At 58.7% G+C, this 25,924-nt stretch carries 29 protein-coding genes and 2 pseudogenes; 12 read left to right on the forward strand and 19 right to left on the reverse strand.

The genetic code is table 11. From position 1 onward, the window contains the following. Positions 1 to 15: 15 nt before the first annotated feature. The 3 genes from BN77_RS15110 to BN77_RS15120 form a co-directional block, all read right to left on the reverse strand. Positions 16 to 1,017 carry an ABC transporter substrate-binding protein gene (locus BN77_RS15110; protein ID WP_007533332.1) on the reverse strand — a complete coding sequence of 334 codons (1,002 nt, stop codon included), beginning with the start codon at positions 1,015 to 1,017 and terminating at the stop codon, positions 16 to 18. Between the two features lie 68 nt (positions 1,018 to 1,085). Beyond that, positions 1,086 to 1,880: a pyrroline-5-carboxylate reductase family protein gene (locus BN77_RS15115; RefSeq protein WP_007533334.1), complete on the reverse strand. Its 795-nt coding sequence runs from the start codon at positions 1,878 to 1,880 to the stop codon at positions 1,086 to 1,088. Positions 1,881 to 1,892: 12 nt separating this feature from the next. Beyond that, positions 1,893 to 2,522 carry a TetR/AcrR family transcriptional regulator gene (locus BN77_RS15120; protein WP_007533336.1) on the reverse strand — a complete coding sequence of 210 codons (630 nt, stop codon included), beginning with the start codon at positions 2,520 to 2,522 and terminating at the stop codon, positions 1,893 to 1,895. Between the two features lie 145 nt (positions 2,523 to 2,667). Between BN77_RS15120 and BN77_RS15125 the strand changes: the two genes are divergently transcribed. Beyond that, positions 2,668 to 4,704, forward strand: coding sequence for an NADH:flavin oxidoreductase (locus BN77_RS15125; protein ID WP_007533338.1), 2,037 nt, complete (start codon positions 2,668 to 2,670; stop codon positions 4,702 to 4,704). A gap of 64 nt (positions 4,705 to 4,768) precedes the next feature. Here the strand turns inward: BN77_RS15125 and BN77_RS32180 are convergent, their stop codons facing one another. Continuing rightward, positions 4,769 to 5,293, reverse strand: a complete 525-nt coding sequence (locus BN77_RS32180; RefSeq protein WP_040677240.1) for a DUF1643 domain-containing protein — start codon at positions 5,291 to 5,293, stop codon at positions 4,769 to 4,771. A 65-nt stretch (positions 5,294 to 5,358) separates the two neighbouring features. Beyond that, positions 5,359 to 5,497, reverse strand: a pseudogene (locus tag BN77_RS35845) (aminopeptidase P family protein); the annotation flags it as partial. Between the two features lie 169 nt (positions 5,498 to 5,666). Between BN77_RS35845 and BN77_RS15135 the strand changes: the two are divergent. Beyond that, the gene (locus BN77_RS15135; RefSeq protein WP_007533343.1) at positions 5,667 to 5,924 is read left to right on the forward strand and encodes a YMGG-like glycine zipper-containing protein; all 258 of its coding nucleotides are present in this window, start codon (positions 5,667 to 5,669) and stop codon (positions 5,922 to 5,924) included. Positions 5,925 to 6,107: 183 nt separating this feature from the next. Here BN77_RS15135 and BN77_RS15140 read toward each other — a convergent pair whose 3' ends face one another. After that, positions 6,108 to 6,422, reverse strand: a complete 315-nt coding sequence (locus tag BN77_RS15140) for an alpha/beta hydrolase (RefSeq protein WP_007533345.1) — start codon at positions 6,420 to 6,422, stop codon at positions 6,108 to 6,110. A gap of 719 nt (positions 6,423 to 7,141) precedes the next feature. Here BN77_RS15140 and BN77_RS15145 point away from each other — a divergent pair. From BN77_RS15145 to BN77_RS15160, 4 genes are all read left to right on the forward strand, one after another. Further along, positions 7,142 to 7,639, forward strand: coding sequence for a DUF1269 domain-containing protein (locus BN77_RS15145; RefSeq protein ID WP_007533349.1), 498 nt, complete (start codon positions 7,142 to 7,144; stop codon positions 7,637 to 7,639). 144 nt (positions 7,640 to 7,783) lie between these two features. Next, complete coding sequence (locus tag BN77_RS15150) at positions 7,784 to 8,827, forward strand: AI-2E family transporter (RefSeq protein WP_040677243.1); 1,044 nt, start codon at positions 7,784 to 7,786, stop codon at positions 8,825 to 8,827. 265 nt (positions 8,828 to 9,092) lie between these two features. Further along, a complete protein-coding gene (locus BN77_RS15155; protein ID WP_040677246.1) occupies positions 9,093 to 9,317 on the forward strand; it encodes a hypothetical protein in 225 nt (74 codons plus the stop codon). A 197-nt stretch (positions 9,318 to 9,514) separates the two neighbouring features. Then, on the forward strand, positions 9,515 to 10,453 hold the full coding sequence (locus BN77_RS15160) for a helix-turn-helix domain-containing protein (RefSeq protein ID WP_244426183.1): 939 nt from the start codon (positions 9,515 to 9,517) through the stop codon (positions 10,451 to 10,453). Between the two features lie 69 nt (positions 10,454 to 10,522). On the opposite strand, the gene gltS is transcribed toward BN77_RS15160, so the two are convergent. The 5 genes from gltS to BN77_RS15190 form a co-directional block, all read right to left on the reverse strand. Next, positions 10,523 to 11,728: a sodium/glutamate symporter gene (gene gltS, locus BN77_RS15165; RefSeq protein ID WP_007533354.1), complete on the reverse strand. Its 1,206-nt coding sequence runs from the start codon at positions 11,726 to 11,728 to the stop codon at positions 10,523 to 10,525. A gap of 277 nt (positions 11,729 to 12,005) precedes the next feature. Then, positions 12,006 to 12,368, reverse strand: coding sequence for an RT0821/Lpp0805 family surface protein (locus BN77_RS15170; RefSeq protein WP_007533356.1), 363 nt, complete (start codon positions 12,366 to 12,368; stop codon positions 12,006 to 12,008). Positions 12,369 to 12,989: 621 nt separating this feature from the next. After that, positions 12,990 to 13,868 (reverse strand): aldo/keto reductase, encoded by an 879-nt coding sequence (locus BN77_RS15180; protein WP_007533359.1) that lies wholly within the window; start codon positions 13,866 to 13,868, stop codon positions 12,990 to 12,992. 176 nt (positions 13,869 to 14,044) lie between these two features. Beyond that, a complete protein-coding gene (locus tag BN77_RS15185) occupies positions 14,045 to 14,326 on the reverse strand; it encodes a hypothetical protein (RefSeq protein WP_007533361.1) in 282 nt (93 codons plus the stop codon). 5 nt (positions 14,327 to 14,331) lie between these two features. Further along, complete coding sequence (locus BN77_RS15190; RefSeq protein WP_007533363.1) at positions 14,332 to 15,129, reverse strand: DUF899 domain-containing protein; 798 nt, start codon at positions 15,127 to 15,129, stop codon at positions 14,332 to 14,334. A 121-nt stretch (positions 15,130 to 15,250) separates the two neighbouring features. Between BN77_RS15190 and BN77_RS15195 the strand changes: the two genes are divergently transcribed. Next, positions 15,251 to 16,471: a hypothetical protein gene (locus tag BN77_RS15195; protein WP_007533365.1), complete on the forward strand. Its 1,221-nt coding sequence runs from the start codon at positions 15,251 to 15,253 to the stop codon at positions 16,469 to 16,471. Between the two features lie 9 nt (positions 16,472 to 16,480). Next, entirely contained in the window at positions 16,481 to 17,125 is a 645-nt protein-coding gene (locus BN77_RS15200) for a Vgb family protein (RefSeq protein WP_007533367.1), read from the forward strand. A 43-nt stretch (positions 17,126 to 17,168) separates the two neighbouring features. Here BN77_RS15200 and BN77_RS15205 read toward each other — a convergent pair whose 3' ends face one another. Genes BN77_RS15205 through BN77_RS15220 form a run of 4 tightly spaced genes read right to left on the reverse strand, consistent with a single transcriptional unit; the run spans position 17,169 to position 20,855 of the window. After that, the gene (locus tag BN77_RS15205; protein WP_007533370.1) at positions 17,169 to 18,329 is read right to left on the reverse strand and encodes an ABC transporter permease; all 1,161 of its coding nucleotides are present in this window, start codon (positions 18,327 to 18,329) and stop codon (positions 17,169 to 17,171) included. Then, the gene (locus BN77_RS15210; protein WP_007533372.1) at positions 18,326 to 19,276 is read right to left on the reverse strand and encodes an ABC transporter ATP-binding protein; all 951 of its coding nucleotides are present in this window, start codon (positions 19,274 to 19,276) and stop codon (positions 18,326 to 18,328) included. Before BN77_RS15210 ends, BN77_RS15205 begins: the two co-directional genes overlap by 4 nt. Further along, positions 19,273 to 20,238 (reverse strand): HlyD family secretion protein, encoded by a 966-nt coding sequence (locus BN77_RS15215; RefSeq protein WP_007533374.1) that lies wholly within the window; start codon positions 20,236 to 20,238, stop codon positions 19,273 to 19,275. Before BN77_RS15215 ends, BN77_RS15210 begins: the two co-directional genes overlap by 4 nt. Continuing rightward, complete coding sequence (locus BN77_RS15220; protein ID WP_007533376.1) at positions 20,235 to 20,855, reverse strand: TetR/AcrR family transcriptional regulator; 621 nt, start codon at positions 20,853 to 20,855, stop codon at positions 20,235 to 20,237. Before BN77_RS15220 ends, BN77_RS15215 begins: the two co-directional genes overlap by 4 nt. 372 nt (positions 20,856 to 21,227) lie before the next feature. On the opposite strand from BN77_RS15220, the gene BN77_RS15225 reads away from it, so the two are divergent. Beyond that, entirely contained in the window at positions 21,228 to 21,953 is a 726-nt protein-coding gene (locus BN77_RS15225; protein ID WP_007533377.1) for a 3-keto-5-aminohexanoate cleavage protein, read from the forward strand. A 25-nt stretch (positions 21,954 to 21,978) separates the two neighbouring features. Here the strand turns inward: BN77_RS15225 and BN77_RS15230 are convergent, their stop codons facing one another. Beyond that, complete coding sequence (locus BN77_RS15230) at positions 21,979 to 22,239, reverse strand: YMGG-like glycine zipper-containing protein (protein ID WP_007533379.1); 261 nt, start codon at positions 22,237 to 22,239, stop codon at positions 21,979 to 21,981. Positions 22,240 to 22,425: 186 nt separating this feature from the next. Here BN77_RS15230 and BN77_RS15235 point away from each other — a divergent pair, with 186 nt between their 5' ends. Beyond that, a complete protein-coding gene (locus BN77_RS15235; RefSeq protein ID WP_007533381.1) occupies positions 22,426 to 22,740 on the forward strand; it encodes a DUF2934 domain-containing protein in 315 nt (104 codons plus the stop codon). Positions 22,741 to 22,862: 122 nt separating this feature from the next. Here the strand turns inward: BN77_RS15235 and BN77_RS15240 are convergent, their stop codons facing one another. The 3 genes and pseudogenes from BN77_RS15240 to rpsU all read right to left on the reverse strand — a co-directional run bounded on the left by BN77_RS15240 (position 22,863) and on the right by rpsU (position 23,721). Beyond that, positions 22,863 to 23,120: a DUF982 domain-containing protein gene (locus tag BN77_RS15240; RefSeq protein WP_007533383.1), complete on the reverse strand. Its 258-nt coding sequence runs from the start codon at positions 23,118 to 23,120 to the stop codon at positions 22,863 to 22,865. Positions 23,121 to 23,239: 119 nt separating this feature from the next. Beyond that, positions 23,240 to 23,434, reverse strand: a complete 195-nt coding sequence (locus BN77_RS15245) for a hypothetical protein (protein ID WP_007533385.1) — start codon at positions 23,432 to 23,434, stop codon at positions 23,240 to 23,242. A gap of 61 nt (positions 23,435 to 23,495) precedes the next feature. Next, a pseudogene (gene rpsU, locus BN77_RS15250) lies at positions 23,496 to 23,721 on the reverse strand (30S ribosomal protein S21). On the opposite strand from rpsU, the gene BN77_RS34145 reads away from it, so the two are divergent. Both BN77_RS34145 and BN77_RS15260 read left to right on the forward strand, forming a co-directional pair. Beyond that, positions 23,681 to 24,016: a hypothetical protein gene (locus BN77_RS34145; protein WP_167540356.1), complete on the forward strand. Its 336-nt coding sequence runs from the start codon at positions 23,681 to 23,683 to the stop codon at positions 24,014 to 24,016. The pseudogene rpsU and the gene BN77_RS34145 sit on opposite strands and share 41 nt — an antisense overlap. 556 nt (positions 24,017 to 24,572) lie before the next feature. Next, entirely contained in the window at positions 24,573 to 25,661 is a 1,089-nt protein-coding gene (locus BN77_RS15260; RefSeq protein ID WP_007533391.1) for a DUF3095 family protein, read from the forward strand. Positions 25,662 to 25,924 lie beyond the last annotated feature (263 nt).

Genomic DNA, 25,924 nt, shown 5'->3' on the forward strand with positions numbered 1-25,924 from the left:
CCGCCTAGTCAACCATCAAAGCGAGGCTTCGATTTTCTTTGCTGCGTCTTCCGACACCCACTTTGTCCAGATGTCTTTGTTTTCCTTCAGGAAGTGCTTGGCGCCGTCCTCGCCGCTCGCCTGATTGTCCGTCATCCACGCCATCAGCTTGTTGACGGTATCATTGCTCCACGAACGCTTCTCGAGGTAGGACATGACGTCCGGGCCGGCTTTTTCGGAAAATGGCTTAGCAACCAGAGTAACAATCGTGTCGACGGGCCACGCGTTCGGCTTGGGATCTGGGCAATCTGCCACCGTATTGCAGCGTTTCCATTCCGCAGCGTTGGCCGGAACGCCGGCCTCGAGCTTCACCATTTCATACTTGCCAAGCAAAGCGGTCGGAGCCCAATAGTAGCCGACCCAGCCCTGCTTACGCTCGTATGCCTTCGCAATCGAGCCATCGAGACCGGCCGCAGAGCCGGTGTCCACGAGCTTGAAGCCTGCTTTTTCAGCCTCAAACGCCTTGAAGAGCTGCGATGTGACCACTGTGCCGCCCCAGCCTTGCGGTCCGTTGTAAATTGCTCCCTTGGAGGAATCCTCCGGGTCTGGGAACAGTTCCGGGTGCTTGAGCATGTCCGGAATCGTCTTCACATCAGGGTGGGCGTCCGCAAGATATTTGGGGATCCACCAACCTTGGATGCCGCCCTCGGGCAGGGGCGAACCAACTTTAACGATGCGCCCTTCGTCGGTGCCTTTCTTCACGACATCAGGAATGAGATCGACCCAGGCTTCCGGGGCAATGTCGGGCTGGCCTTTTTCTGCCATCGAGGTGATCGTCGGAACGGTATCGCCGACGGTAATCTCCGCTTGGCAGCCATATCCCTCGTTCAAGATGATCTTATCGAGATTCGAAAGCACCTCGGCGCTCTGCCAGTTCATACTGGCGATCGTCAGGGAGCCGCAATCGGCGGCGTTCGCATATGAGGCCACTCCCAACAGCCCGAACATCATGCATGTGGATGCCAATAGTTTTTTCATTCCCGTTCCCTTTGTTATTGCGGCACTTGTCTCGAAAGTGGGATGCCGCGTAGTCCCACCAACTGTCATCATGGGGAATCTCCCATACTCTCCGATTTCTTGAACGCGACGGTCAATCCCCTGGAGACGGCGTCGTCGAGGCCAGCTGCCCGCATTTCCTCGATCGCCGCCGCTGTAACCCCGCGGTAGTCGACAAAGGAACGCACGATGTCGTTCGGACATTCCTCGCGTTTTTCCAGAAGGCGACCTGTCCCCTTCAGGAGCGTAATCACAGCGCGGCGTGCCACATCGGCGGAAAGTCCATGGTCGACCGCGTGCGTCATCATGGCCGACGCCACCAGGGACGGAAAGGCGGGCCCCGTGCCTGAAAAGCCTGTTAGATAGTCAATGTCGCGTTCACTCTTGACCTCGTCCTGGATTCCGCAGGCATCAAAGATGGCTCTGACGATGTCTCGGTCGCGTTCCTCCACACCTTTTGATGCGATCCAAGGGGTATAGGACATCGAAACATCCGCCGCAGCGTTAGGAAGCGTTCGCACTACCCGCTCGGTCTTATGCCTTTCCCGCAGCGCGGAAATCCGAATACCCGCCATCACCGAGATCAGCAGCTTCTGTTTGGCGTCGATCGAGACGACGTCCCAGTCCTGCGGGCGAACTGACATGATCACGACATCGGACCTGTCCACCAGGTCCTGGTTATCTGTCGTCCAAAAAGCGCCGGGCAAGCGTTCCGGTTTCCCGCTGCGATAGGAAAGGGAAAGGTGTTCCGACCTGACGATGCCGGCGTTGAGCATGGAGTTGGCAATTGCTCCTCCGAGCCATCCGGCTCCGCCAATCACTCCGATCCTCAACGCGACGTTCATGGTCCTCGCCTCCTAGCCGGGCCTGTATCCGTGCCTTGCGTAAAAGCGATTGAGCTCCCGCTGCTGCGGTATCTCGCCAGTGTAGATCGCGATGTATTCCGGGATTCTCTTCATCCTCACTGCCACGTCTTCCTTGGTCTGCATGGAAATGTAGCCGATCTGTACGAGGTAGGTCGTGCGCGCGCGGACATCTGCGCTGCTCTCGGGATGTCCAAAGCGTTTGAAAATACTGGCAAGCGCATCCATCCGCGTCCGATCTGCTTTTTGGACCTCCTGAAGGATATTATCCGACTGCAGCGCCCAGCTTCGCATGGCAAACTCGAACTTGCTGTCGAACAGCCTGCTGTCCAGCCAGCAGTCGAAGACGTTAAGCATCGCTTCCGCCAGGGTCTCCGCGTAGGCTTCCGACTGCCTTACGATTGAACCTGTATTCTGATCCCGCCAACGTGACACCAGTCCCGCCAGCAGTTCCTCTCTATCCTTGAAGAACCAGTAAAAGCTTGTGCGCGAGAGATTGAGCTTCTTTGCCAGAGGCAAGATCTTTACTGAATCGATCCCCGACTCCAGCAGGGCGGCATAGGCCGCTTCCAGCCATCCCTCATGCGATCCACGCCAGCCGCTGTCGCCCAAACTTTGATCCATAAGCAACTCCTAGCAAATCGTTAGGGACGATGCAATCGAAATGTACACGACTGTCCAAGAAAGTTGACTGCTGTGTTTTCCTCGTTGACACGTGTGTACATAATGCTTAGCGTCCGAACCGAATTCCTTATTCGGAGCACGACCGATGTCGAACGATCCCCTCCTGCAGCCATATCAGCTCAAGCATCTGACGCTTCGCAACCGCATCATCGTGACATCCCATGAGCCGGCCTATCCCGAGGACGGCATGCCCAAGGAGCGCTACCGGGCCTATACGGTCGAGCGGGCCAAAGGCGGTGTCGCCATGACGATGACGGCGGGATCTGCTGCCGTGTCCAAGGACAGTCCGCCCGTCTTCAACAATCTCCTGGCATACAAGGACGAGATCGTTCCCTGGGTGAGGGAGATGACGGACGCCGTCCACGAAGAGGGTGCCGCGATCATGATTCAGCTAACGCATCTTGGCAGACGAACGCGCTGGGACAAGGGTGACTGGCTCCCGGTCGTTGCCCCGTCGCACCATCGCGAAGCAGCCCATCGGGCATTCCCCAAGAAACTGGAAGACTGGGATATCGAGCGCATCATTAAGGACTTTGCCGACGCAGCCGAGCGCATGAAGGCTGGCGGGATGGATGGCGTGGAACTCGAGGCCTATGGGCACCTCATCGATCAGTTCGCCTCGCCGCTTACCAACGAACTTGAAGGTCATTACGGCGGGCCGCTTGAGAACCGCATTCGTTTCTGTCTCGACGTCTTCAAGGCGATCCGCGAAAGGGTTGGTGACGACTTCATCCTCGGCGTCCGCTACACGGCCGATGAGTGTCTTCCCGGCGGCACGGGGAAGGCCGAAGGCATCGAAATATCCCGCAGGCTACGCGACAGCGGCCTCATCGATTATCTGAACGTTATCCGAGGACATATCGACACCGATCCAGGGCTGACCGATGTCATTCCGATACAGGGAATGGCCAACTCACCTCATCTCGACTTTGCCGGAGAAATCAGGGCAGCGACCAAGTTCCCGACCTTTCATGCGGCCAAGATCCCCGACGTTGCCACGGCGCGTCATGCAATTGCGGCCGGGAAAGTCGATATGGTCGGGATGACTCGGGCTCACATGACCGATCCCCACATCGTTCGCAAGATCATCGAGAAACGGGAAGACGATATCCGGCCGTGTGTCGGTGCCAATTACTGCCTTGACCGCATCTATCAGGGCGGCATGGCGTTCTGCATTCACAATGCAGCGACCGGACGAGAGGAGACAATGCCGCACGTGTTGAGGAAGGCAGACATCCGCAGGAAAGTTGTCGTGGTCGGCACTGGCCCGGCCGGTCTCGAGGCCGCTCGCGTCGCCGCCGAGCGTGGTCATGAGGTGATCGTATTTGAGGCGGCCAGCGATCCCGGTGGACAGATCCGGCTGACTGCCCAGAGCGAACGTCGCCGAGAGATGATCAGCATCATCGACTGGCGGATGGCGCAGTGCGAAAAATACGGCGTTACCTTCCATTTCAATACGTGGGCGGAAGCAGAGGCCATCATCGCGGAGCGGCCCGACGTCGTCATTATCGCGACAGGGGGCCTGCCTCATACTGAGGTTCTGACCAAGGGCAATGATCTTGTCGTATCGTCTTGGGATGTCATTTCCGGAACCGTGAAACCGGGCTCGAATGTCCTCGTCTTCGACGATGCCGGAGACCATGCGGGTCTGCAGGCAGCCGAGTTTCTGGCCAAGGCGGGCGCGAAGGTCGAGATCATGACGCCCGATCGCTCCTTCGCGCCGGAGGTTATGGCGATGAACCTTGTTCCCTATATGCGATCTCTTCAGAAACTGGATGTCACCTTCACAGTCACCTTCCGCCTCGAATCCGCTGAAAAAAGCGGAAACCGGATCATCGCCAACGTCGGAAGCGACTACGGCGGCGTGTCGAAACAGCGGCTGGTCGACCAAATTGTCGTCAACCACGGCACGATCCCACTCGACGAACTCTATTTCGAGCTCAAACCTCTTTCGAGCAATCTTGGCGAGATCTCCTACGACCAGCTACTGAAAGGCGAACCGCAGTCCGTGATCCGCAACCGGGAAGGAACGTTCCAGCTCTTCCGGATCGGCGATGCGGTTGCGGCGCGAAATACGCATGCAGCCATCTATGATGGTCTGCGCATTGCGAAGGATCTGTAGATCAAGAATGCGGCCTCACCAACCCATCTGACAGCTAAATAGAGTGCCCGAAAGAGGAATTAGGCTAAGCCACAGTCCCTTCGACCACGCCGGAATTTGGAGGGTAATTCTGAAACGGCTTTGGCTCGGCTGTGCCCGAAATATAAAGCGGGTGGGAAGGGTGCCCATCGGACGTGAACTTAAGTGCGTAGAGCTTTGATGGAGCGAGCATTCCGCAAACTTTAGAAGCTCGATCAAGATGGACACCATGTCTTCCCCAAGCGCACAAGATCCGATCGCAGCTTTCGGACATCCCGCGTAGGTATCGATCGTTTTGCGGCCCAACCGGGTCTGCTTGCTCATAGATCAGTCTTGGATTGGACGATCGGAGAGCAAAGAGATTCCCGACGACGAGACCACCGAATCCCCACGACTTCGCAAAGGCAATACATCGGCGAAGCGTTGGGTCGGTGCTGAGAGCGTCCGCAGTAGACGGATTGAGCATCAAGAAGCCAACGGCCTCTTTTGAAGGGTCCCACTGTCGCTCCAGCCGGTAGCGATAGCAGCCGCATCGTGAAAACACTGCAGAAGAGATGGTAAAGTCGCTCATGCGCCTTCTTCCCTCACTCGCCAAGCCTCGCGCGTCGCATGCTTACGGGCATTCAAAGCCCTCAGAATGTCCTCCAATGGGAAAGTCCACGCGCTCCGCGCCTCGAGACCTAACAAGAACTTGTGTTTCCAGTTTGATGGTCTCCGACCCGGTCTCCGCAATCAGGCTTTCAACAGTTAGAACTATGTTCTCTTCAGTGACGCCTCGCGTCCGGCCGGACGTTTTGGTGTGGCGGCTGCGCCAAGAGATTTGAACCCAGAGCTTGTTTTCGGGATTCTGTGCCGATCACAAACAATCCTCTGCAACACTATGATGACGAGCATGGCTTTTGCCGCGACCTCCGATGTTAATTGCTCGTTATAGGGGAGAGGCGATGAGGAAGTTATTGATTTTTTCGCTGGCGGGTCTTTCGCTTGCAGGTTGCACACCGACGCAACAGGGCGCTGGTATTGGCGCGGCAACAGGTGCGGTGGTCGGTGGCGCGGTGACGAACAATGTGCGTGGTGCGGCAGTTGGGGCGGCAATCGGCGGGGCTTCCGGTGCTGTGATCGGGAACGTGGCCGGTCGTCCTGGCCAGTGCGAGTTTCGCGACCGCTACGGTCGGCGCTATATTGCAGCCTGCCCGCGCTAGCGGGTGATTGACACCAAATCGCGGTCGATGTCATCTCGCACGGCGTCACGCCTGAATTACCACGATCGCCGTGAAGCCCCGATCTCGGCGCAACGGACCTGTCGCTATTTCCTGGCGGCTGCTTGCGCAAGTCCCCAGAATGCGGCTCGGAAGGAAGATCACCAAGGATGCAGCGCCCCTCGATCACTGAAGTGCCGTCAGCAAGCATGGTCTGGCCGCCCGGGCCCCGGTCCTCTCTAAGCACGTCCGCATTTGGGCATTGTTGTTGACGAAGTCCATCAGCGTCGGCGAACTGGCAAAGACGGTGTGTCTACCGCCATCGATGGCAAAGATATCGATAACGGCGATCTCCCTTTTCATGGCGACATCGGAGCCGCTGCCGACGCGTGGACCGCCGGCCAATTGGCGGGAGAATCCTAGCGCCCGATTGTGTAGCGAAGCGATTATTGTGAATGCTCGCGGGATGTCGCCGATTTCGTCAAGTTGGTTCAGGAACACGTCGACGTCTATACCAGGAGCAGCGGCGACAGGCGCTGTAGATCAATTCCGTGCGTGCTTGCGGTAGGTGCCGTTAAGCGAAAAAACGGTGATGTTTCAGTCTTGCTTCCACAAAGGCGGCCAAAAATCTGGACTGCACGCATAGTTGCGGGATTCTATGCTGATCACTTCGCTTCCTGAACCGCTCTATAGTTCACAACTGAATATTGCGTATCAGGGGGAGCACCGTCACGTGAATTCCTACTCAGGACTTCTACCGTTCGCGATCATAGGCACGGACGAATTGATGAATGGCCCGCCCATCCATCTGCAGCCCGATTGTTTTGCCGATTCTGTCATGACGCCCCGTCGCTCTTTTTGTTGTCGATGAGTTCTTGGCAGGTGTGCTTCGATGCAGCGCGTCCCATCATATGAGATGCATTTATGGTGTTGATTCCATTTCGCTTCCGCAAGCCCCCGCGCGTGGCGGCGAGCTGCCGCGGCGGCTGTAGAACGTTCGGGAAGATCGCCGATGAAAACAAGCTTCCACCATTGAGATTGGGCGCGCAGCTCGGCGCATCCGGGAATCGCTGGGGTGACGGCTTTCGGGTCGGCACCGCGTTACGGCCCATAAGACCGGGAGCAACGAGACACAATGAAAGGCTGCCGGGTTTCCACGGTCGTGTCTGCAATAGATTACCAGCTATGATTTGGCAAAGCACGCTAAAGGAGGAGTAATCATGTCTACCTTGATTGCCATTGTTTATCCGACAGAAGCCAAAGCCGAAGAAGTGCGTCAGCGCTTGTTCGAAATGCAGAAGGAGTACTTGATCAAGGTCGGAGACGCTGTCATCGCCACGAAGACGGAAGGCGGCAAGATCAAATTGAATCAACTGGTCAACACCACCGTAGCCGGTGCTGCCTCGGGTAGTTTCTGGGGTTTGCTGATCGGTGTCCTGTTTCTCAATCCGCTTTTGGGGGTGGCGGTCGGCGCCGCGTCCGGGGCTATCGGCGGTGCCTTAACGGACGTCGGCATAAATGACGCTTTCATGAAGGATCTCGCTGCCAATCTTGAGCCGGGCAATGGAGCGCTGTTCGTGCTGATCCAGGAGATGACAGCAGACAAGGTCCTCAAGGAGATATCGGCCCATGGTGGAGTCGTGCTCAAGACCTCTCTCGACGAAACGAAGGAGCAAGTCCTGCGTGACGCGCTGCAGAAAGCAACCGCAGCCAGCTAGCTGCAATGATCAGCATATCGGCTGTTAGCGCGGGGCTAGGCCAAAGCTGGCTGTTCCGCGCAGCCGCAGCGTAGTCCCATGCGACGCCAAGCTCCGGTTTTATGGGGAACAGTTGGAGAAAGGAACAATATTCTAGGTGCGGGTATGCAAGAAGTAGGCGGCAGTCGCATGATCGGTACGGTAGCGACCGGCATCCTGGTGCTCGCATTGCTTTATGTTGCGCAATCGATCTTCGCGCCGCTTGTCTTTTCCCTGTTCGTGATTGCGCTGGTCTGGCCTTGTCAGGCCACTTTGCAGCGCTGGCTTCCAAAGCTCCTGGCACTTCTGATCACACTAAGCATCACCATGGTCGCCATTGTCGCCATCGGCTCTTCGGTGGCCTGGGGATTCAGCAAGCTCGCGCAATGGCTGTTCGTCAACGCGGATCGTTTCCAGACGGTCTATGTCGACTGGACGGATTGGTTGGAAGGGCACGGCCTCGCCGTTGCGGGCCCTTTGACTGACCGCTTCGATGTTACCTGGCTGGTTCGGTTTGTGCAGGGGATGGCTGGGCGATTGAACAGCTTCGCCGGTTTTACCCTGCTGGTTTTCATCTTCATCATGCTCGGCCTGCTCGAGGTGGAAGATTTCAATGCGCGCCTTATTACGCCCGCAGCCCAACCTTACGGCATGCGCATCCTGACGGCCAATCGCGTGATTGGTTCAAAGCTGCGTCGCTTCATGATCGTCCGGACGTTTGCCAGTGCCCTAACTGGATTGGTGGTCTGGCTATTTGCGCTGGGTGCGGGACTTGAACTCGCTGCCGCTTGGGGGGCGATTGCGTTCGCGCTCAACTACATCCCTTTTCTTGGGCCGTTCGTAGCGACCGCGCTGCCGACGCTGTTTGCGATCGCCCAATTCGATTCATGGCAGACGGCTGTCGTCATTTTTGTAAGCCTGAACGTGATCCAATTTATCATCGGCAGCTACCTAGAGCCGCGGCTGGCCGGTGCTTCGTTGGCAGTATCGCCCTTTGCCGTCATCTTTGCAGTGTTCTTCTGGAGCTTTATGTGGGGCATTTCGGGTGCCTTCATCGGCGTGCCGATCCTCATTGCGTTCGTTGTATATTGTGCGGGCACCCCGTCGGGAAACTGGGTCGCGACACTGCTGTCGGGCAGTTCAAATACTACCGCAGATCGGGGGGCATGAGGCAGGGTCCGCAGGACGCGCAGTGAGCGTTTTGGCGCGAATACAACTCGAAGCTCACTTTATAGCGATGTGACGAAAGGTCGTGCATCTGACGGTTGAGAAACGACGTCGAAAGGGCTAAATTGCAGCCCGGAGGATTTTGATAAGAAGCGGCGCTCTCCGTTGGGAATGCGGGCCGCCCCTCGAAGCCTGTAGAAAACATTTCGCTTGCATCATTCAGACGTCACCCGGCCCTCGCTTTTGGCGGCCCAAGAGGAGAGTACGAATGAACTGCGCATTCTTTTCTATTCTCTCGACCGACCTTTCCATCGCGGCAAACTCGGGCACAGAGCGTTCCGATGGCCGTCACGTCGAGCGGTGGCACTCGATCCAAGCCCAAGACCCCGACCAGCGTTTCTTCCCAATGCGGGGACAGCGGCGGCAATATGCCAGGCATGTTGCGCCTTCGTGGTGCGGCTTTGCTTCCGACCAGCTGGAGGTGATGCCGTGATGACTGAAGACGTCATGACGCAGGCCAGAATGTCCGAGCGCCAGTTGGACGCTGAGAGTCTTGTGAGCGCGGACTGCGATGCAGTCGATGCGGTGTCGGCACGCCGGTCCCAATCGAAGTTACCGTCGTTTGAATTTTCGACTGCGGGGTTGCCGCGGTCGGATCAATTTGCGGCATGGCACAAGAGTTTCGCGCCTATGCTCGAACTTACCGACACTGACCCGAAGACAACTAACTTCACCGGCCGCCAGAGGCTTTGGGATCTCGGTAGTCTTGTTCTTGCTCAAATCAGGACGGACAGCCTCGCATTTTCGAGCCTGCCATTGCATATTCGGCGGGATCCGGTTGATCACTGGACAATGACGGTACTGCTGTCCGGACACGTCCGAACGGATGCGGGAAGACGGGCGTTTAACGCAGGCCCAGGCGAAGTTCAGATTCACTCGCTTGGTCGACCTTTCACTGGCGTCGCCGATAAAAGCGAAATGCTCGTGCTGTTCGTGCCGCGTGATTTTTCACTTGAGACAGCGGCCATGCTTGGATCGGCGGAATTTTCGACGCTAGGGACAGGCATGGGACGGCTGTTCTGCGACTACCTGATCGACGTAGCCAATCGGCTGCCGCTGCTCAGTCAAGCCGATTTACCTGGGCTCGTGGCGGCCACACGCGCAATGATCCTTGCCTGCGTCTCGCCGTCGGCGGACCATAGCGAGGCTGCCAAGGGACCAATTGCCACTGCGCTTCTTGAAAAGGCGAGGCAACTGGTGCACAGCCGACTGCTCGATCCCAAACTCGGAAGCGAGATGGTGCGGCGGGAGCTCGGCATTTCGCGCACGCGGCTTTACAACTTATTCGAGCCCTTCGGCGGCGTGATGCATTATATTCAGCACCGTCGATTACTCAGTGCCTATGCCGCGTTGAAAGACCCCAACGATCGGCGTCTCATATTCCAGATTGCCGAAGAGCGTGGTTTCAGCGACGGCGCCGAGTTCGGTCGTGCTTTCAAGCGAGCGTTCGGCCACAGCCCAAGCGACGTTAGAAATCGAGGAGGAGGTGGCATACCGGTTCGCCCGGACCTCGAGGATTGCCCATCGCAGGAGCGGCTAGGCGTGCTTCTTCGAAGGCTGCAGGGGTAACCTCGCGCCTGGGAGCAATTCCGAAATGGGCGGGAGTCCTGTGTCGCCAGCCTGAGGACCGCGCGAACTTCACCGGACAAGAAAGCCCAGCACCGCTGCATTCGCCAGATCGATGAAGAATGCAGAAACGAGTGGCAGGATGATGAATGCGATTGTCGCTGCACCATGTATTTTGGTTATGGCGGTCATGTTGGCAATCGCTGTTGGAGTAGCGCCAAGCGAGATTCCGCAAAAACCCGCGGAAATCACCGCGGCTTCATAGTTACGTCCCATCGCCGGGAAAACAACGAACAGGATATAAGCGATGGCCACGACCGTCTGAATTGCCAACACGATCACAAGCGCAAAACCCAAGCCGCTCAGCCCCCACAATTGCATGCTCATCAACGACATTGCGAGAAACACGTTCAATGAGAGATCGGATATCAGCGAAAGAGCGCGGCTTCGCGTCGGCCAAGGCAGGTTTGGGACCACGAATGGGACTGTATTCGTCATCACGATCGCGAGCAGCAAGCAGACGACAAACAGCGGAAGATTAATGCCAGCATCCAGGATGAGCTCATGCAAGGCATATCCCGCGAGTATGGCGACGTTGGTTACCAGCAGGGTTCGCAACAGACTGATATAACTGACGTCGTCATGATGGCTACTGACTGCCGCGCGCGACACGCCTATGATCAGTTCGTCTTCTGCGCCGCCGCTCAAGTGATGGCGTTTGATCAGGTATTGCGCAATTGGTCCCCCGACGAGGCTAGCAATGACGAGGCCAAGTGTTGCGCTGGCAACACCAACCTCCAACGCATTCATAAGCCCGAAGCGATTGGTTATGATCGGAGCCCAGGCAATGGTCGTCCCGTGACCGCCGATGAGGGACGTTGATCCCAGCAACATTGCCATGCCCTGTGGAAGACCGAGCATGTCGCTGGCTCCGATGGCGACAAGATTCTGAATGACAAGGAAGACCAGCGTGATGCCGAGAAGGATGAGGAACGGCTTTCCGCCTGCCGCCAGATCGGAAAGCCTGGCGTTTAGGCCGACACCCGTGAAAAAATAAAGAAGCAGCATGTCCCGTGCGGCGAGCGTGAAACTGATTTCCACGCCAAAGGCCTCGTAGGCAATAAGCGTTGCCAATGCCGCCAGAAGTCCACCGGTGACAGCCTCCGGAATGCTCCAACGGGCAAGGATGGGAATGAAACGGTTGAGATTGGCCCCAGCAAAGAATACGAGAATTGCGATGGTAAAGGACAACAGCCCTGGGACCTGTATCACCGACATGTGTCACCCTGACTGACGCCGCGGCCCCGCCGCGTTTGCGGTTGCAGGTGCCACTTTGACACGCGCCGCGCGATTCAGCCAGCGCAAAACGCTTCCGCGGTTACATCCGACCGGCCAGGGAACTTCATTTCGGTTGCGAGTAGGAGAAACCCGGCGGGTCGCGCACTGCGGCATTATTCAGGCCGTTATTGTATGCCCGGTATCCAAGAGCTTCCCACGTCAGCGAATGGCGCAAAATTGTCACTGCTAACATTCGCTGCTTGCCACTTGCCGTGGCTCATTTACCCGGCCGCCCGAGCTTCCAGTCAGAGTCGCCCGACGGACAGGCAAGACCCTTGAAGCGGGTTTCTCCTTCCAGCGTGCGCTGGGTGGTTACAAAGGCGCGGCATGAACTTTCGGGATCAACGCCGATTTCTTCAATCACGCCGGCACTGCCAGTCGACGGGTTGGCCCAGGCAAGGGGCTTCACTCCAACGTCGCCGCGGCTGACGGTATCTGCGATGACCGCCTGATCGGTCTTCCCAGGTGCCGCGATCGGCTGTGTAACGGCGGCGGTTTCCAGCGGTTCGACCTTAGTACAACCCGTCAGCAACACAGCCAGAACAGCCAATTGCAATGCGTATTTATTTTCCCGCGTCATCTGTACTTTCCGATGGTCGTTCTCCCGCATCGTAGCGTGCAATTCTGACAGCTAGCTGAGGAGCTACTATAGAAATGGGAGCAGTGCCAGCCTGTTCCGTAGATTCTGCTGCGGTGCTTGCGCATTTCCATCACAAATTCGCCTTTCGCGCCATATGACGGCGCTCGATGCTGATGCCGGTCTCTGTCTCGCGGGGGTCCTTGAGAGCCTTTCTATCGCCCGCAATTGCAGGGCTTAAAACGCAATCCGATCGTTTTCCGGACGTCTGGCGGGCGAGCGGCGATAGCGTAGCGATGAAGCCCCATCGCACGAGTGAGGAAATTGCCGCCACGTTGCGTTCCTCGCATCGGCCGGGCCGGGCTACATGACGGAACAGGACATTCGTGTCGACGGCGGGCAGACACGCTCAGTGAAGTACCCGCTAAGACGGATGTAGAGTAAGTCGCCGATTGGGCCGACGTACTCTGCCAGCTGGGTTACCGGACCTCTGGTAGGTCTTCCCGGAATGTCTACCAGACGCAGAAAATGTTCCTATGCTCGGGGTCGTGATTGGCTAACGAGCAAGGCGCGGCACCTCTTCAATCATTTGGCCTCAATACTTTGCCGTTAGTGTCCGCGCCTTCAGGAGCCAGGCTCGCGAGCTGCCTCATCCAGCGCTGCGAAATCCTCTTCATCGATTTCGATACTTGCAGCAGCCACGTTTTCCTCAAGGTGCTTCACCTTGGAGGTCCCGGGAATCGGCAGCATCACGGGGCTGCGCTTGAGCACCCACGCCAGTGCCATCTGGCTCGGCGTCGCGCCATACTTACTGGCCAACCTGTCGAGGATGGAGCCTGGACGGGCGAGCCCCCCCGCCGCCAGCGGGTACCATGGAATGAAGCCAATGCCCTCGCGCTCGCAGTAGTCAAGTACGTCCTCGCTGCCGCGATCGACAAGGTTATAGCGGTTCTGAACCGTAGCGACGGGAAATATCTTTCGGGCTGCCTTGATGTCTTCAACGGAAACTTCGCTCAGGCCGGCATGGGCAATGATGCCCTCATCTAGGAGCGTCTTTACCGCGCCGAATTGCTCGTCGCGTGGAACCTTGGGGTCTATGCGGTGCAGCTGCCACAGATCGATCCGTTCGACGCGAAGTTTCTTGAGGCTGCCCTTCGCGCGTTCAAACAGGTAGTCCGGCCGCCCGTTCGGCGTCCAGATATCCGGTCCTTCGCGGATCAGACCTGCCTTGGTCGCTATCAACAGTCCTTTGTAGGGATATAGCGCTTCGCTGATGAGTTCCTCGGACACGTCGGGGCCGTAGGAATCGGCGGTGTCTATGAAGTTGACAGCGATCTCGGGCAGGCGACGCAGGGTTGCCAATGCTTCGGCCTTGTCCCCAGGCGGTCCCCATATGCCAGGCCCCGTAACTCGCATGGCGCCGAAGCCAAGACGGTTGATGGCGAGGTTGCCGATTGCAAATTGACCCGATGCGGCGGCTGAGATCGTGGAACTGTCTGGCACTGACCTTCTCCCGATTGCCTATCTTAAAGGTTGGCTTAATCGGGCTTAAGGTGGAGCGGGTTAAGAACAATGCAAGTCATTAGCCCAATCCGCGTTGCCTTCCCGAAGCTGGTCTCAAATGGGGCTAAGTGCGATCTGGCGCTCGAAAGCTTGCTGGGTAGCGCCAGATCTGGACATCAGGCCCGCTCGGACTCAACCACGCGCCCTGAGATCAGGCGCAGCCACGGCGGCAGGTGAAAGAGGCACATCAGCAGATACATCGTTGTCATGCCGTCCAGTGGAAAGGGGCCCTGCATTGCGGAGCAGACCATGTCTGCTCCGCTTGTGATGGCGACAATCGCCATGACGGCGAAGCTGGGCGCAGCCGCAAGACACAGCCAGTCGATGACGCCTCCCGCTGTATTGTCCGTCGGCGCCTTGATCGATCCGCTGCGCCTTTCGTGGTCAGAAGGAAGCATAGGCGTTACGCCTGGCCATATTCGTCGTGACGGCGCCACCAAATGCCTTCCTCATTGCGGCCCAGAGGTGCGCGGTCGAGCCACTGATAGACGCCCCATATTCCGTCCAGCCCGCGAGCGTAGCTGGAGTAGGTATGATAGATGACGTCGTCCTGGAGCACAAAGGCGCTGAGGCCCGGCCTGTCGCGCGTATATGTGGCGATGTCGGTTCCGGTCATTGCGGCCATCTGGCCGACCGGTGTCTCGCTGCCGCGAAGCCGCCATTCCTGCACGGTTTCGCCCTGCTGCGGGCCTCGGGCTGCCGGTTCACGGCGGTAGTTGTACTCTATCCCGCCTTCGCGCTGCTGCTGATCGCTGAACAAAACGCTGAAATCGAGGTTGAAATCGCTGCCGAAGGAGGATGCCCAGTCGAAGGTCCATCCCATCCGCTCCCTGAATGCCTTCAATTTGGGAAACGGCGCACGGGAAACGGCGGTGAAGGCGACGTCATGATTTTCGAGATGAACGACAACGCCGTTGAAGCCGTCCGCAATCGACGAGCAGGAGGGGCATCCGGCCGTATAGTCAGGGCCGAACATGAAGTGGTAGATGAGCAGTTGCGAACGGCCCTTGAAGAGGTCGCTCAGTGAAGCGCTGCCGTTGGCTGTCTCAAACCGGTAGTCCTTGTCGATCCGCACCCAGGGCAGTTTCTGACGACGTTGGGCCAGCATATCGCTGCGCCGCGTCAGTTCCTTTTCTTCGGCGAGCAGTTCGAGTCGTGCCGCAAGCCATTCTTCGCGTGTGCCTGTCATGTGCGTCGTCATCATACTTCTCCTTTTGGTGTCTGTTGACGTAGCATGCCGCCACTTGCGGCTGCTTGGTGGTCGTGAGCAGATTAGGGCCGGAGCCGGCGAGCGTGGGAGTTACAAGTTTGACGGGATTTCGATGGACTCGATGATCACCGCCGCGGCGAGACTACTTGCGACCGGTGATCTTCTCGGCGCCCTGAAGAGGGTTGCGTTGCGCAGCGATGCGCCGGCGCTCGCCCTTCGCGGCATCGCGATGGCGCAGCTTGGTGATCTTCCTCGGGCAAAGGTCCTGCTCAAGACGGCCGCTCGTGGGTTCGGGGCAAAGGAGCCAGTCGCACGGGCGCGATGCCTCGTCGCTGAGGCGGAAATCGCGCTTGTCTCGCGCGACCTGACGTGGCCGGCCAAGACACTCACCTCCGCACGGGAGGTGCTGGAGGCACATGATGACCGCCTGAACGCTGCCCATGCGCGACATCTCGAGGCAAGGCGGCTTCTGCTCATTGGCCATCTCGATGAGGCCGAAGGCCTGCTTGCACAGGTCGATCCGGCTCCGCTTCCGCCCTCGTTGCGGACCGCCCACGAACTGGTTGTCGGAGGGATTGCCATTCGTCGTCTTCGCACGAATGCGGCACGCGCGGCTCTGCGTCGTGCGAAAAATTCTGCGCGCGAGGCAGGTATTCCGGCCCTCGAGGCGGAAGTCGAGGCCGTGTCCCAAGTTCTGAAAACACCGGCAGCGAGGCTGATCGGGCAAGGTGACGAGCGCTTCCTGCTGCTGGAGGAGGTCGAGGCGGTTTTGACGTCAGGGGCGCTGGTCGTCGATGCATGCCGTTATGTCGTGCGCAATGGCGACGAGCTCGTTTCGCTGTCGACGCGGCCGGTCTTGTTTGCGCTGGCGCGGGCGCTTGCGCAGAACTGGCCAGGAGACATGTCGCGCAACGCGCTGGTTGCCAGAGCTTTCCGGGCGAAGGAAGCCGATGAATCGCATCGCGCAAGGTTGCGTGTCGAGATCGGGCGGTTGCGTGGGGAACTTCACCGGATAGCGGATGTCGATGCGACAAAGAGAGGCTTCGTGCTCGCGCCGCGTCGCGCCAACGAGGTGGTCATCCTGGCTCCGCCCGTCGAGGAGCAGAATGGTGAGATCCTCGCATTTCTGGCCGACGGGGAAGCCTGGTCGAGTTCGGCACTGGCGATCGCGATCGGAGCGAGCCCGCGTACGGTGCAGCGGGCGCTTGATGCCCTCGCCGAAGCGGGCAAGGTGCAATCCTTCGGCCGCGGGCCTGCGCGCCGGTGGACGATCCCTTCGTTGCCCGGGTTCCCGTCAACTTTGTTACTCCCAGGTCCTTTGCCCAATGAGTAGGATAGCTCCATGAAACACTCCAAAGCTGAAATCCTTCGCGAATATGGCCCCTTTCCGGACGTGAAACAGGTGGGCGGCGTCACTTACGACGGTCGACATGTGTGGTTCGCGTCCGGCGACAGGCTTAATGCCTTCGATCCGGATGCCGGCGAGGTCGTGCGCTCGATCGACGTTGCTGCGCACGCGGGAACTGCCTTCGATGGACGCTATCTCTTTCAGATTGCAGAGGATCGAATCCAGAAGATAGATCCGAAGACCGGTGCGGTGCTCTCGACAATCCCGGCTCCCGGCAATGGTCGTGATTCCGGGCTCGCCTGGGCTGAAGGTACGCTCTGGGTAGGAGACTACCGTGGCCGAAAGATCCATCAGATCGATCCGGAAACCGGTGCGCTTCTTCGCAGCATCGAGTCTAACCGTTTCGTTACCGGTGTGACCTGGACCGATGGCGAGCTTTGGCACGCCACCTGGGAAGGGGATGAGAGCGATATCCGACACATTGAGCCCGAAACCGGACGGGTGCTGGAATGCATCGAGATGCCGGCGGGGATTGGTATATCGGGGCTTGAGTCCGATGGCGCGGATCGGTTGTATTGCGGCGGTGGCAACAGTGGCAAAGTCCGTGCCGTCCGCCGGCCCAGAGCCAGCCAGTCCTGATGTCCCCTGGATATGCGCCGCCGGAGAAATCCCGCTGAATCCTCTAGTCCAATGTCCTGCGGAAGCGGCGGACAGCAATCAGCATGGCGACTGCCATCAGACAGGCGAGGGCGATCGTGTCGTAGGCAAGTGTCTCGATATTGGCGCCTTTCAGCATGATCGCCCTGACGATCCGGATATAATGGGTGAGCGGCAGGGCCTCGCCGATCCATTGCGCCCATTTGGGCATGCCGGCGAACGGAAACATGAAGCCCGACAGCAGGATGTTCGGTAGGAAGAACATCATCGCCATCTGCATGGCCTGCAACTGATTGGCGGCGATCGTCGAGAAGGTGTAGCCGATCGACAGATTGGTGATGACAAAGAGCGTGGTCGCGGCTGCGAGCGAAGCCGGATTGCCGAGGATTGGAATGCCGAAGACAAGCAGGCCGGCGGCAATAATGAGCAGCGACTGGACGAGGCCAATCAGCACGTAGGGCGCAATCTTGCCCAGCATGATTTCCAGCGGCTTGATCGGCATGGAGAGCAGGTTCTCCATCGTGCCGCGTTCGATCTCCCGGGTGACTGAGAGGGCCGTGAAGATCAGCAGCGTCATCGTCAGGATCGTGCCGAGCAGTCCGGGTACGATGTTCAGCGTCGATGATCCTGCCGGATTGTAACGGCGGTGCTGGACGATGGAGAAGGCGGCCTTGCTCGGTTCGGCGAACTCGACCTGCCTGTCGTTGCCAAGCGCTGACGTCACGATGCCGGAAAGCGCACCCAGCGCCGAGCTCGACGCGACAGGATCGGTGGCATCGGCAGCAACCAGCAGCGATGGCGTATCGCCGCGCCGAAGCGAGCGCTCAAAGCCGTTGGGGATCTCCACGACGAAGAGGGCATTGCCGGATTCCAGAAGCGAGTCCATGTCTTCGGCTCGGGTGACGACATGACGGATCTGGAAGAAATCGGTATTCTCCAGCGCCGCCAGTATCGACCTGCCGACATCGGTGTTCTCGCGCATCAGCACTGCGGTCGGCAGATTGTGCGGCGTCGTGTTGATTGCAAAGCCGAATAGGAACAACTGCATGATTGGCAAGGCGACCATCGTCGCCAGCGTTATGCGGTCACGGGTCATCTGGATGAATTCCTTGATGGTCATGGCCCAGAAGCGCCCGAATGAGATCCCGTTGCCGTTGCGATTGCCTTTCGCCGTTGTCGTCATCATTGGAAATTGTCCTCCGAGCGACGCATCAGATCGATGAACGCATCCTCCAGCGTCGCTTCGCCCTCTTGCCACTTGAGATCGGAGCGTTCCCGGTATGGCGCGATCGCTTTTTCAAGCGCCTTGGGATTGCGGCCGGCAACATGCAGGCTGGTGCCGAAGGGCGCGACCATGTCGACACCCGGCTGGTTCTCGAGTTCGGCTTGAAGACGTTGCACGCCCGCCCCGGAGGCGGTCCAGGTTACGAGACCGGTGTTCGCAATCACTTCATCCACCGTTCCTTGCGCCAACAGTTTGCCATAGGCGATATAAGCGATCTCGTGGCAGCGCTCTGCCTCGTCCATATAATGCGTGGAAACCAGCACCGAGAGGCCGTCAGCGGCGAGCGCGTGTATCTCATTCCAGAAATCTCGGCGAGCCTTGGGATCGACACCGGCGGTGGGCTCGTCGAGGAGAAGCAGAGCGGAGTCGGGAAGGATGCAGGCGCCGAGCGCGAGGCGCTGCTTCCAGCCGCCCGAGAGTTCTCCGGCAAGCTGTCCTTCGCGCCCTTTCAGGCCAAGACGCTCAATCGCGGCACCTGCTTTGCCGCGAGGATCCGCCAAGCCGTAGACGCGGGCGACGAACTCAAGATTCTCCCGGATCGACAGATCCTGATACAGCGAAAACTTCTGCGTCATGTAGCCGACGCGCCGGCGGATGCGATCGCTTTCCGTACGAATGTTAAAACCCAGGCATGTGCCGTCGCCACTGTCCGGCGTCAGCAGGCCACAGAGCATGCGGATCGTCGTCGTCTTGCCGGAGCCGTTCGGACCCAGAAAGCCGTGAATGCGGCCTTTCTTCACCGACATGGACACGTCATCGACCACCTTCCGGCTGCCAAAACTCTTGGTGAGGTGATGGACGTCGATCACCGTTTCAGGAGTGTCGATGACCGCTGCCGTATCGCTCATGGACTGGCTCCTGCGCTGACGTCCACCGGCTGGCCAGGGCGCAGCGCGTTCGGATCGGTGGGGATCGCCTCGATGCGGTAGACAAGTTTGGCCCGCTCCTCGAGGCTGTAGATGACCGGGGGTGTATATTCGACGGTCTTTGCGATGAAGCTGATCTTTGCCTCGGTGGCCTGGCAGTTATTGCAAGCGACGCGGATCGATTGACCGAGCGATAGCAACGCGATCTCGGTTTCGGGCACGAAGAAGCGGATGCGGATGTTCTCTGGCGGCAGTAGCGCCACGATCGGCCGGCCGGCTGGCACGACCTCACCGGTGCGGTAGTAGATGGTCTCAATGCTGCCTGTTGCCGGAGCCGAGACGAAGCGGCGGCCAAGTGCCGCTTCTGCGGAGGCGAGATCGGCCTTTGCGGCTGCAACAGCCTCTCTCGATTGGCGCAGTGTCTCGATGCGGGCGGGCAGGTTGGCAAGCGTGATCTGGCTGCGGACATTGTCGAGGACCGCACGGTTAGCGGCTTCTGTGGCCGTCGCCGTGTCGAGGGTCGCTTTCGTTGCGGTACCGCGCTCGACGAGCACACGGGTGCGATCGAGGTCTTGCGATGCAAGCTCCAGTCGGGCGACCGCCTCGCGTTCGCTGGCGTGCAGCATGTCTATTTCTTCCGGGCGCTTTTGCTTGGCTTCGGCGAGCTCCAGTTCGGCCTGCAGGCGGGCCAGGGAAGCGCGTGCGGCGCCGACGGCTGCCTCTTCGCTCTGAGAATCCATGCTGAAGAGCGGCGCACTTGGCGCAACTTCCTGGCCCTCGGCGACATCGAGCTTGACCACGCGGCCGCTCGTGTCAGCGCCGATGAACAGGGTGTCGGCTTCGACCCAGCCCTGGTAGACACGCTGGGTGTTGTCGTAGAAAAGGAAGGGCAGGGCGGCAACTACCGCGGCGGCGACGATGACGACGATGAGGATTCGTTTCATATCGTGCCTCCTTCCGGCACGAAGAGCGTGTCTAGGAACGTGTCGAAGAGTTTTTGCGTATCGAGGTGCTCGTAGCCTTCGAAAAGCGTCGCCCAAATGATCGACATCACTGCCGGTGCCATAACCAGCTGCGGGACGTCAGCGACGACGGGATTGCGTAGTTCGCCGCCCGCTGCGGCTCGGGCAAGCAGGACGCGTATGATAGCTAGGCCTTTGGTGATGATCTCGCGGTAGTAGAAATCGGTGACGACAGGGAACATCGGGCCTTCTGCGAGGATCAGCCGCAGCAGGTGGCGGCGCTCTGTCTCCAGAACCTCGCGTTTGAAGAGCGCATAGAACATCGCGACAGCGGTACGCGCCGGAACCATCTCCTTTTGCACCATGCCACCCACTTCTTCGAGGATCGGCGAGGCAACCCCGGACACGAGCTCGATGAACAATCGTTCCTTATCGGGAAAATGCAGGTAGAGCGTGCCCTTGGCGATCCCAGCGCGAACAGCGACATCCTCCATGCGGGTGGCCGCAAAACCACGCTCTGCAAAGCAGGCGAAAGCGGCGGCCAGGATCTCGGCCCGGCGCTGCTCAGGATCTCGTTTTTCTCGCTTCTTTTCGCGCACTATTCCAATTCCTGGTATGACTGACTGGACAGTCATTATCACATGGTGCTTGTCCTTTTGCAATACGGGCCTGAAAGCGCAAAGGTTTACTGCTGCAATTCGGTGGTGAGGCGCCGATCGTACGAGATGGATATACAATCTTGGACATCGCCCCTTTGGCGCTTTCCGCAGGTCTCTGATGATGGCGGAGGCTCGCCGCCCAGGCCCCTGCGCCCGACGTCGATGGCCGCGGCGCGTGTGTCCTAGCTCAAGGGCAACCGGTTTAGGCGCGAGCGCTGGCTGGCATCCAATTTTCCGCGGGCGTGGATGCCAGCCACAAGGACCAGCTGGTATGATGTCGTTGCAGTGGGGTCGCAGCAGGAGCATTTTCCCATGATCGTTCAAGCCTGCATCAACGGTGCGCGGTCAATCAACTACCATCCGCAATTGCCTGTCACGCCTGATGCAATCGCGACCGATGCTGCGGCGGTGGTCGCCGCAGGTGCTGCGGAACTCCACATTCATCCGCGTGCCGCTGACGGCAAGGAGAGTCTCGCGGCGGTCGATGAAACCATCAATAAGGTGCGGCGCGCCTGTCCGGGCTCGCTTCTCGGCGTGTCTACCGGTGCTTGGATTGAAGGTGACGAGCATCGAACACTGGAGGCCATTCGTCGCTGGAGCGTGCTACCCGACTATGCATCGGTCAACCTCTCGGAAGGTAACGCGCCCGCTGTCATGACATTGCTCCGTGAAAAGGGAATTGGAATCGAAGTCGGGCTAGCGTCGATCGCGGATACGGAACGATATATTCGCCTTGAAGCGCATGAGCGCGTTTTCCGTATCCTCATTGAACTCGACAACGAGCAGGACCTGCAAGCCGCTGGCGATGTCGCGGAAGGGATCGTCCGTACGCTTCGGCGCGCTGATGTCAAGCGGCCCATTCTACTGCATGGTTTCGACGCTACTGTCTGGCCATTTGTCCGGCTGGCGAAGGAGCGACGCTATTCCACACGCATCGGCCTCGAAGATGGAAAGGTCCTTCCAAACGGGTCAACCGCCGCGAACAATGCTGAGCTTGTTGCCGCTGCGGTCGAAATCTTTCGGGCGCGCGATGCCTGAGCCGGCACCGCGCCCTTTTGCGTGCTCAGCCCGGGCAGTTGGCAACGTAGCGCCGGCCGTACCGATCCCGATAGTAGCATTGACCAGGTCTCCCGGCGACGTTGCCGATAACGGCGCCAGCAGCTCCACCAATAGCGGCACCCACGGCAGCACCGCGAACGTTGCCGGTCGCCACGCCGCCAATGACCGCCCCGGAGGCAGCGCCAATTCCCGCGCCCTGCTGCGTCGGCGTGCATCCGGCAATCGTCGCTCCTGCTAAAAGCAGCAAAATCGATAGGTGTTTCATCTGCTTTCCTTCCCGCTTGAAGTCTTCGCGCAAGGGTAGATAGAGGCATTTCGGAAAAAACAATCGCGACTTTCAGTTTGCCGCTGCCGCTAGCTTCTTTCGATCAATCGATGCCGGTGTCGCCATTGCCTATTGGAGTGCTTGCACCAATTAGATTACGTTGCAACGAAGATCAGGATCCTTGTCATGAACGAGCGTGAAGAAAACATCCGCCGCCGCGCCTATGAGATCTGGGAGCAGGAAGGACGCCCCCACGGTCAGGATATGAAGCACTGGTTGCAAGCTTTCAAGGAATTCGCAGACCAGGCCGATGGTGCGGCTCGGCGTGGTTCGACCAAGCAGGGTGGCAAGGCGAAATCGGCAAAGCCTGGCGCTGCGACGAAATCCGGGGTCGAAAAGCAGGCAGGGAAGAAGGCAAAAGCAGACCCGATCGCGATGACCGCAGGTTCTGGAGACAAGCCGCGTCGCGTACGCACTCCAAAGTCAGTCACGACACACTAGCGCGGCTTTGGGCCGACCGAGGTTGCGGCATCGCTTACCCTGGCGCGCGTCTCTGGACGGAGTGCCCCTATGGGCGACCGCAAAGACCAGCAACTTAGCAGCGGCCCTCGCCCAGATGCAGGTTACGCCAATACCTCGGCCTCCGCTGCAGCCGCTACGAAAGCGTCTCTGGCGGCTTCCATATGCGCCAGATAATTCATCGCTTCAACGCATCTGCGCTTGGCCGCTTCCAGGTGAACGCTGTTTTGGATCGGCCACCTGTGCTCCAGATAGTCGACCGCTTCGGCGGGACCGTGGATGAATTCAGAGGGGCGTGTCCCAATCTGGATTGCCACAGGTGCCGCCCACATTGGCTCGGTTACGTGGCTGAGCGTGTTCATGACGAACCTCCTCTTTGCCAACAAACGATAGTCAGCATGTAGGTGTTCCGAGAAGAGCGATCAACACCCCGTCATGAGACTTGCCTTGGTGGACCGAGGTCTATCAGGCCGTGGGCCAATCAATGAACGCTCGGGAATTTGGCCAATGTGGCATAATCCTCGGCCACGAGTTCACTGATTGCAATCAGAACTTCTTCGGCTGAGAAGCCGGAGGCGATCGTGCTTCGAATGAGTTCCTGGAGATCCGGCTCAATGACTTCGCGGCAGTCTTCGAGCCGTTCATCGGAAACAGTCAGGCTGTGCAGTTCTTCCATAGTTGGTCCTTTCTCGAGATGAGTTGCCGCCGAGAAACCCGACGGCAATGTTTTTCAGATCCTATCGGCTGGAGGACCGCCGCCTCGGTGAGGTCAAGAGACCTTCGCGCTGCAACGTCTTGCGAGCTGCTTTGCGTTGCCTGGCGATCGCCTGTGCCCCTGCGCTCGGAGGGCTTCTCGTAGGACCGGCGTTCCTTCATTTCGCGGAATAGTCCTTCGCGCTGCATCTTCTTCTTCAGCGCGCGCATGGCCTGCTCGACATTGTTGTCTCTGACGATGACCTGCATCTTTTTCTCCTTTCTTTGGATGGAGTGGATCTCAGCCAAGCTGCTGAGCGATCAATTCCTGCAGTTCACGCCGTGTGAGAAGGCAGGGATAGGGTTTCCAGTTCTTGTCCGGGCTGCGAGCAGCGTCATCGCGCTCGCGCCGACCCGCCGCTGGCGCGGCGGCTATATTGGGTTTGTTCAGTTGAAGGTCCTTTGCCGCAGTTGCGGCATGTTCGACACGGTGCCGGTCTTCGAAGAAAAACGGCAAGCAACGACGCGCGAGGCGTCGACCGTGTCAGTTCGTATTTTTGGGTGACCGCTATAAAATGGGAATGCGAGCGACCCTTTGCAAGGCTTCGGTCGCCCCTGGGTCCGGAGGCCTCGCGCTTCGTCAGGCGTCACATGCTTGATGTTGTGAGGTCGAGAGACAAGATCCGCCACCCGTGGATTTTTGGCGAGGTCACCGCAAAACAAACGACGTGAGTTTTGCAGTGACCTCTTGATGACTAGGAAATGTAATCATCCAAGCACATGCTACCTGAAGTACAGCGTTATGGAATTTATCACATGCGGTAATCCACATGTACTTTGGGAGCGGGCGGCTGTTGCATGGATGACGGCTATGAGCCTTTCGAAGGAATATCGGGCTGAAGGGTGATATCGCGGTCGGCAGCCACCCCATTTCGTATGATGCGTCGAGCGGGCGAAGGATGATTCGGTTGTTCCGCGTCACTGTTATAAATAAGTCGCATACGATTAAATCGCATATTGACGCTCGTGTGTGTTTCGCGTATTTAAGGCGCATCCGAGTTATTCGCGCGCGAACTAAATCGAGCGGAAAGGGATTTGCTATGTGGCACGGGAACAGATTCATGCAGTCAGTGCAATCGGGCGCCAGTGCAACGAAGGCCAGAAAACGCTCGGCGGGCAACGATCAACAAAATACGGCTCGGGCTCATAGCGAGTTTTTGCGGGTGCTTGATCCATCCGCTTATGTGGCGTTACCCGACGATTGGTTGATCGGGATCACTGACGTCGTCGACTCGACGTCTGCGATCAAGTCGGGGCGCTACCAAGACGTCAACTACGCCGGTGCATCGGTGATCGCCGCTGTTGGCAACGCCTGGGGCAGTTTTGATTTTCTCTTTGTGTTTCGTGGAGATGGTGCGGCATTCGCGCTGCCGCCTGATGGGATCATGACCGCGACTTCGGCGCTTCGGCAGGTGGTTGCCTTTGCCAGCGCCAATCTCAACTTGGCTCTTCGGGCCGGCTTGGTGCGCGTCGGCGAGATACGTGCCAATGGACGTGACGTCCGCATCGCGCACTACGCCGCCTCTGAAAACGCGACCTATGCGATGTTTGCCGGTGGTGGCCTCAAATGGGCGGAGCGTCAGATCAAGAACGGCCGATACCTAGTGAAGCCTGGCAGCTACACGACGAAACCCGATCTGACCGGTCTTACCTGCGATTGGGAGCCGTTCCCCAGCCAGAGGGGTGAGATACTGTCGCTACTGGTGGAGCCGGTCGAAGATGGAAGCCCGGAAGCCTTCGCATCATTGGCGAAGTGCGTGCTTTCCGTTCTCGGCGCCGGGACGCGGCAAGCCAAACCCCTGTCGCGAGATACAGCCATCCCTAGGGATGGTACCAGGTCGGTCGACCTCGATGCCTGGTTGGCCGTCGCCTCCAGCTCGGACTTCCGCAAATACGATGACGGCCTGCGTCTCACACTTGATTGCACAAGCAAACAGATCGAAGCGGTCGAGGCCATCCTCGTTGCTGCAAGGACGAAAGGCGAGGTCAACTTCGGCCTGCATCGCCAGTCTCATGCGCTCATGACCTGCTTCGTGCCTTCGGGAAAGCCGGATTCTCATCTGCATTTTCTCGATGGCATGGGGGGCGGGTATGCCAAGGCAGCTGAGATGATGGGGGCAAGCGACTTTCCGATGGTGTCATCACGCTAGTAGGACCTGTCGGAAGCCGGCCGGCATCCGGAGTCTGTTCCCGCGCCAGCCGGCCGACCTTGCGACCTCACAGGGATCGTTGGCCTAGGTCTGGTGCTCGCCTACCTGATCGGGGAAATCTCTATTGCTGCGGCTCATAGGCAGCGGTGATCGCGATTTGCAAATATCGATTTCGCGGACTTGTGGGGAGTGCATGCCAGCCTATGCCCGGAACGAAGACGCTTCGGCGTTTGGACCGCGTGCCAGCTGCATAGCTTGACGCT

This window comes from Rhizobium mesoamericanum STM3625 (assembly GCF_000312665.1).
Classification (GTDB): Bacteria; Pseudomonadota; Alphaproteobacteria; order Rhizobiales; family Rhizobiaceae; genus Rhizobium; species Rhizobium mesoamericanum.

Bases quoted from the DNA above. Each gene is read 5' to 3' on its own strand.
- BN77_RS15110 (WP_007533332.1), bottom strand. From the start codon at position 1,017: ATGAAAAAACTATTGGCATCCACATGCATGATGTTCGGGCTGTTGGGA.
- BN77_RS15115 (WP_007533334.1), bottom strand. From the start codon at position 1,880: ATGAACGTCGCGTTGAGGATCGGAGTGATTGGCGGAGCCGGATGGCTC.
- BN77_RS15120 (WP_007533336.1), bottom strand. From the start codon at position 2,522: ATGGATCAAAGTTTGGGCGACAGCGGCTGGCGTGGATCGCATGAGGGA.
- BN77_RS15125 (WP_007533338.1), top strand. From the start codon at position 2,668: ATGTCGAACGATCCCCTCCTGCAGCCATATCAGCTCAAGCATCTGACG.
- BN77_RS32180 (WP_040677240.1), bottom strand. From the start codon at position 5,293: ATGAGCGACTTTACCATCTCTTCTGCAGTGTTTTCACGATGCGGCTGC.
- BN77_RS15135 (WP_007533343.1), top strand. From the start codon at position 5,667: ATGAGGAAGTTATTGATTTTTTCGCTGGCGGGTCTTTCGCTTGCAGGT.
- BN77_RS15145 (WP_007533349.1), top strand. From the start codon at position 7,142: ATGTCTACCTTGATTGCCATTGTTTATCCGACAGAAGCCAAAGCCGAA.
- BN77_RS15150 (WP_040677243.1), top strand. From the start codon at position 7,784: ATGCAAGAAGTAGGCGGCAGTCGCATGATCGGTACGGTAGCGACCGGC.
- BN77_RS15155 (WP_040677246.1), top strand. From the start codon at position 9,093: ATGAACTGCGCATTCTTTTCTATTCTCTCGACCGACCTTTCCATCGCG.
- BN77_RS15160 (WP_244426183.1), top strand. From the start codon at position 9,515: ATGCTCGAACTTACCGACACTGACCCGAAGACAACTAACTTCACCGGC.
- gltS (WP_007533354.1), bottom strand. From the start codon at position 11,728: ATGTCGGTGATACAGGTCCCAGGGCTGTTGTCCTTTACCATCGCAATT.
- BN77_RS15170 (WP_007533356.1), bottom strand. From the start codon at position 12,368: ATGACGCGGGAAAATAAATACGCATTGCAATTGGCTGTTCTGGCTGTG.
- BN77_RS15185 (WP_007533361.1), bottom strand. From the start codon at position 14,326: ATGCTTCCTTCTGACCACGAAAGGCGCAGCGGATCGATCAAGGCGCCG.
- BN77_RS15190 (WP_007533363.1), bottom strand. From the start codon at position 15,129: ATGACGACGCACATGACAGGCACACGCGAAGAATGGCTTGCGGCACGA.
- BN77_RS15195 (WP_007533365.1), top strand. From the start codon at position 15,251: ATGGACTCGATGATCACCGCCGCGGCGAGACTACTTGCGACCGGTGAT.
- BN77_RS15200 (WP_007533367.1), top strand. From the start codon at position 16,481: ATGAAACACTCCAAAGCTGAAATCCTTCGCGAATATGGCCCCTTTCCG.
- BN77_RS15205 (WP_007533370.1), bottom strand. From the start codon at position 18,329: ATGATGACGACAACGGCGAAAGGCAATCGCAACGGCAACGGGATCTCA.
- BN77_RS15210 (WP_007533372.1), bottom strand. From the start codon at position 19,276: ATGAGCGATACGGCAGCGGTCATCGACACTCCTGAAACGGTGATCGAC.
- BN77_RS15215 (WP_007533374.1), bottom strand. From the start codon at position 20,238: ATGAAACGAATCCTCATCGTCGTCATCGTCGCCGCCGCGGTAGTTGCC.
- BN77_RS15225 (WP_007533377.1), top strand. From the start codon at position 21,228: ATGATCGTTCAAGCCTGCATCAACGGTGCGCGGTCAATCAACTACCAT.
- BN77_RS15230 (WP_007533379.1), bottom strand. From the start codon at position 22,239: ATGAAACACCTATCGATTTTGCTGCTTTTAGCAGGAGCGACGATTGCC.
- BN77_RS15235 (WP_007533381.1), top strand. From the start codon at position 22,426: ATGAACGAGCGTGAAGAAAACATCCGCCGCCGCGCCTATGAGATCTGG.
- BN77_RS15240 (WP_007533383.1), bottom strand. From the start codon at position 23,120: ATGAACACGCTCAGCCACGTAACCGAGCCAATGTGGGCGGCACCTGTG.
- BN77_RS15245 (WP_007533385.1), bottom strand. From the start codon at position 23,434: ATGGAAGAACTGCACAGCCTGACTGTTTCCGATGAACGGCTCGAAGAC.
- BN77_RS34145 (WP_167540356.1), top strand. From the start codon at position 23,681: ATGGCCTGCTCGACATTGTTGTCTCTGACGATGACCTGCATCTTTTTC.
- BN77_RS15260 (WP_007533391.1), top strand. From the start codon at position 24,573: ATGCAGTCAGTGCAATCGGGCGCCAGTGCAACGAAGGCCAGAAAACGC.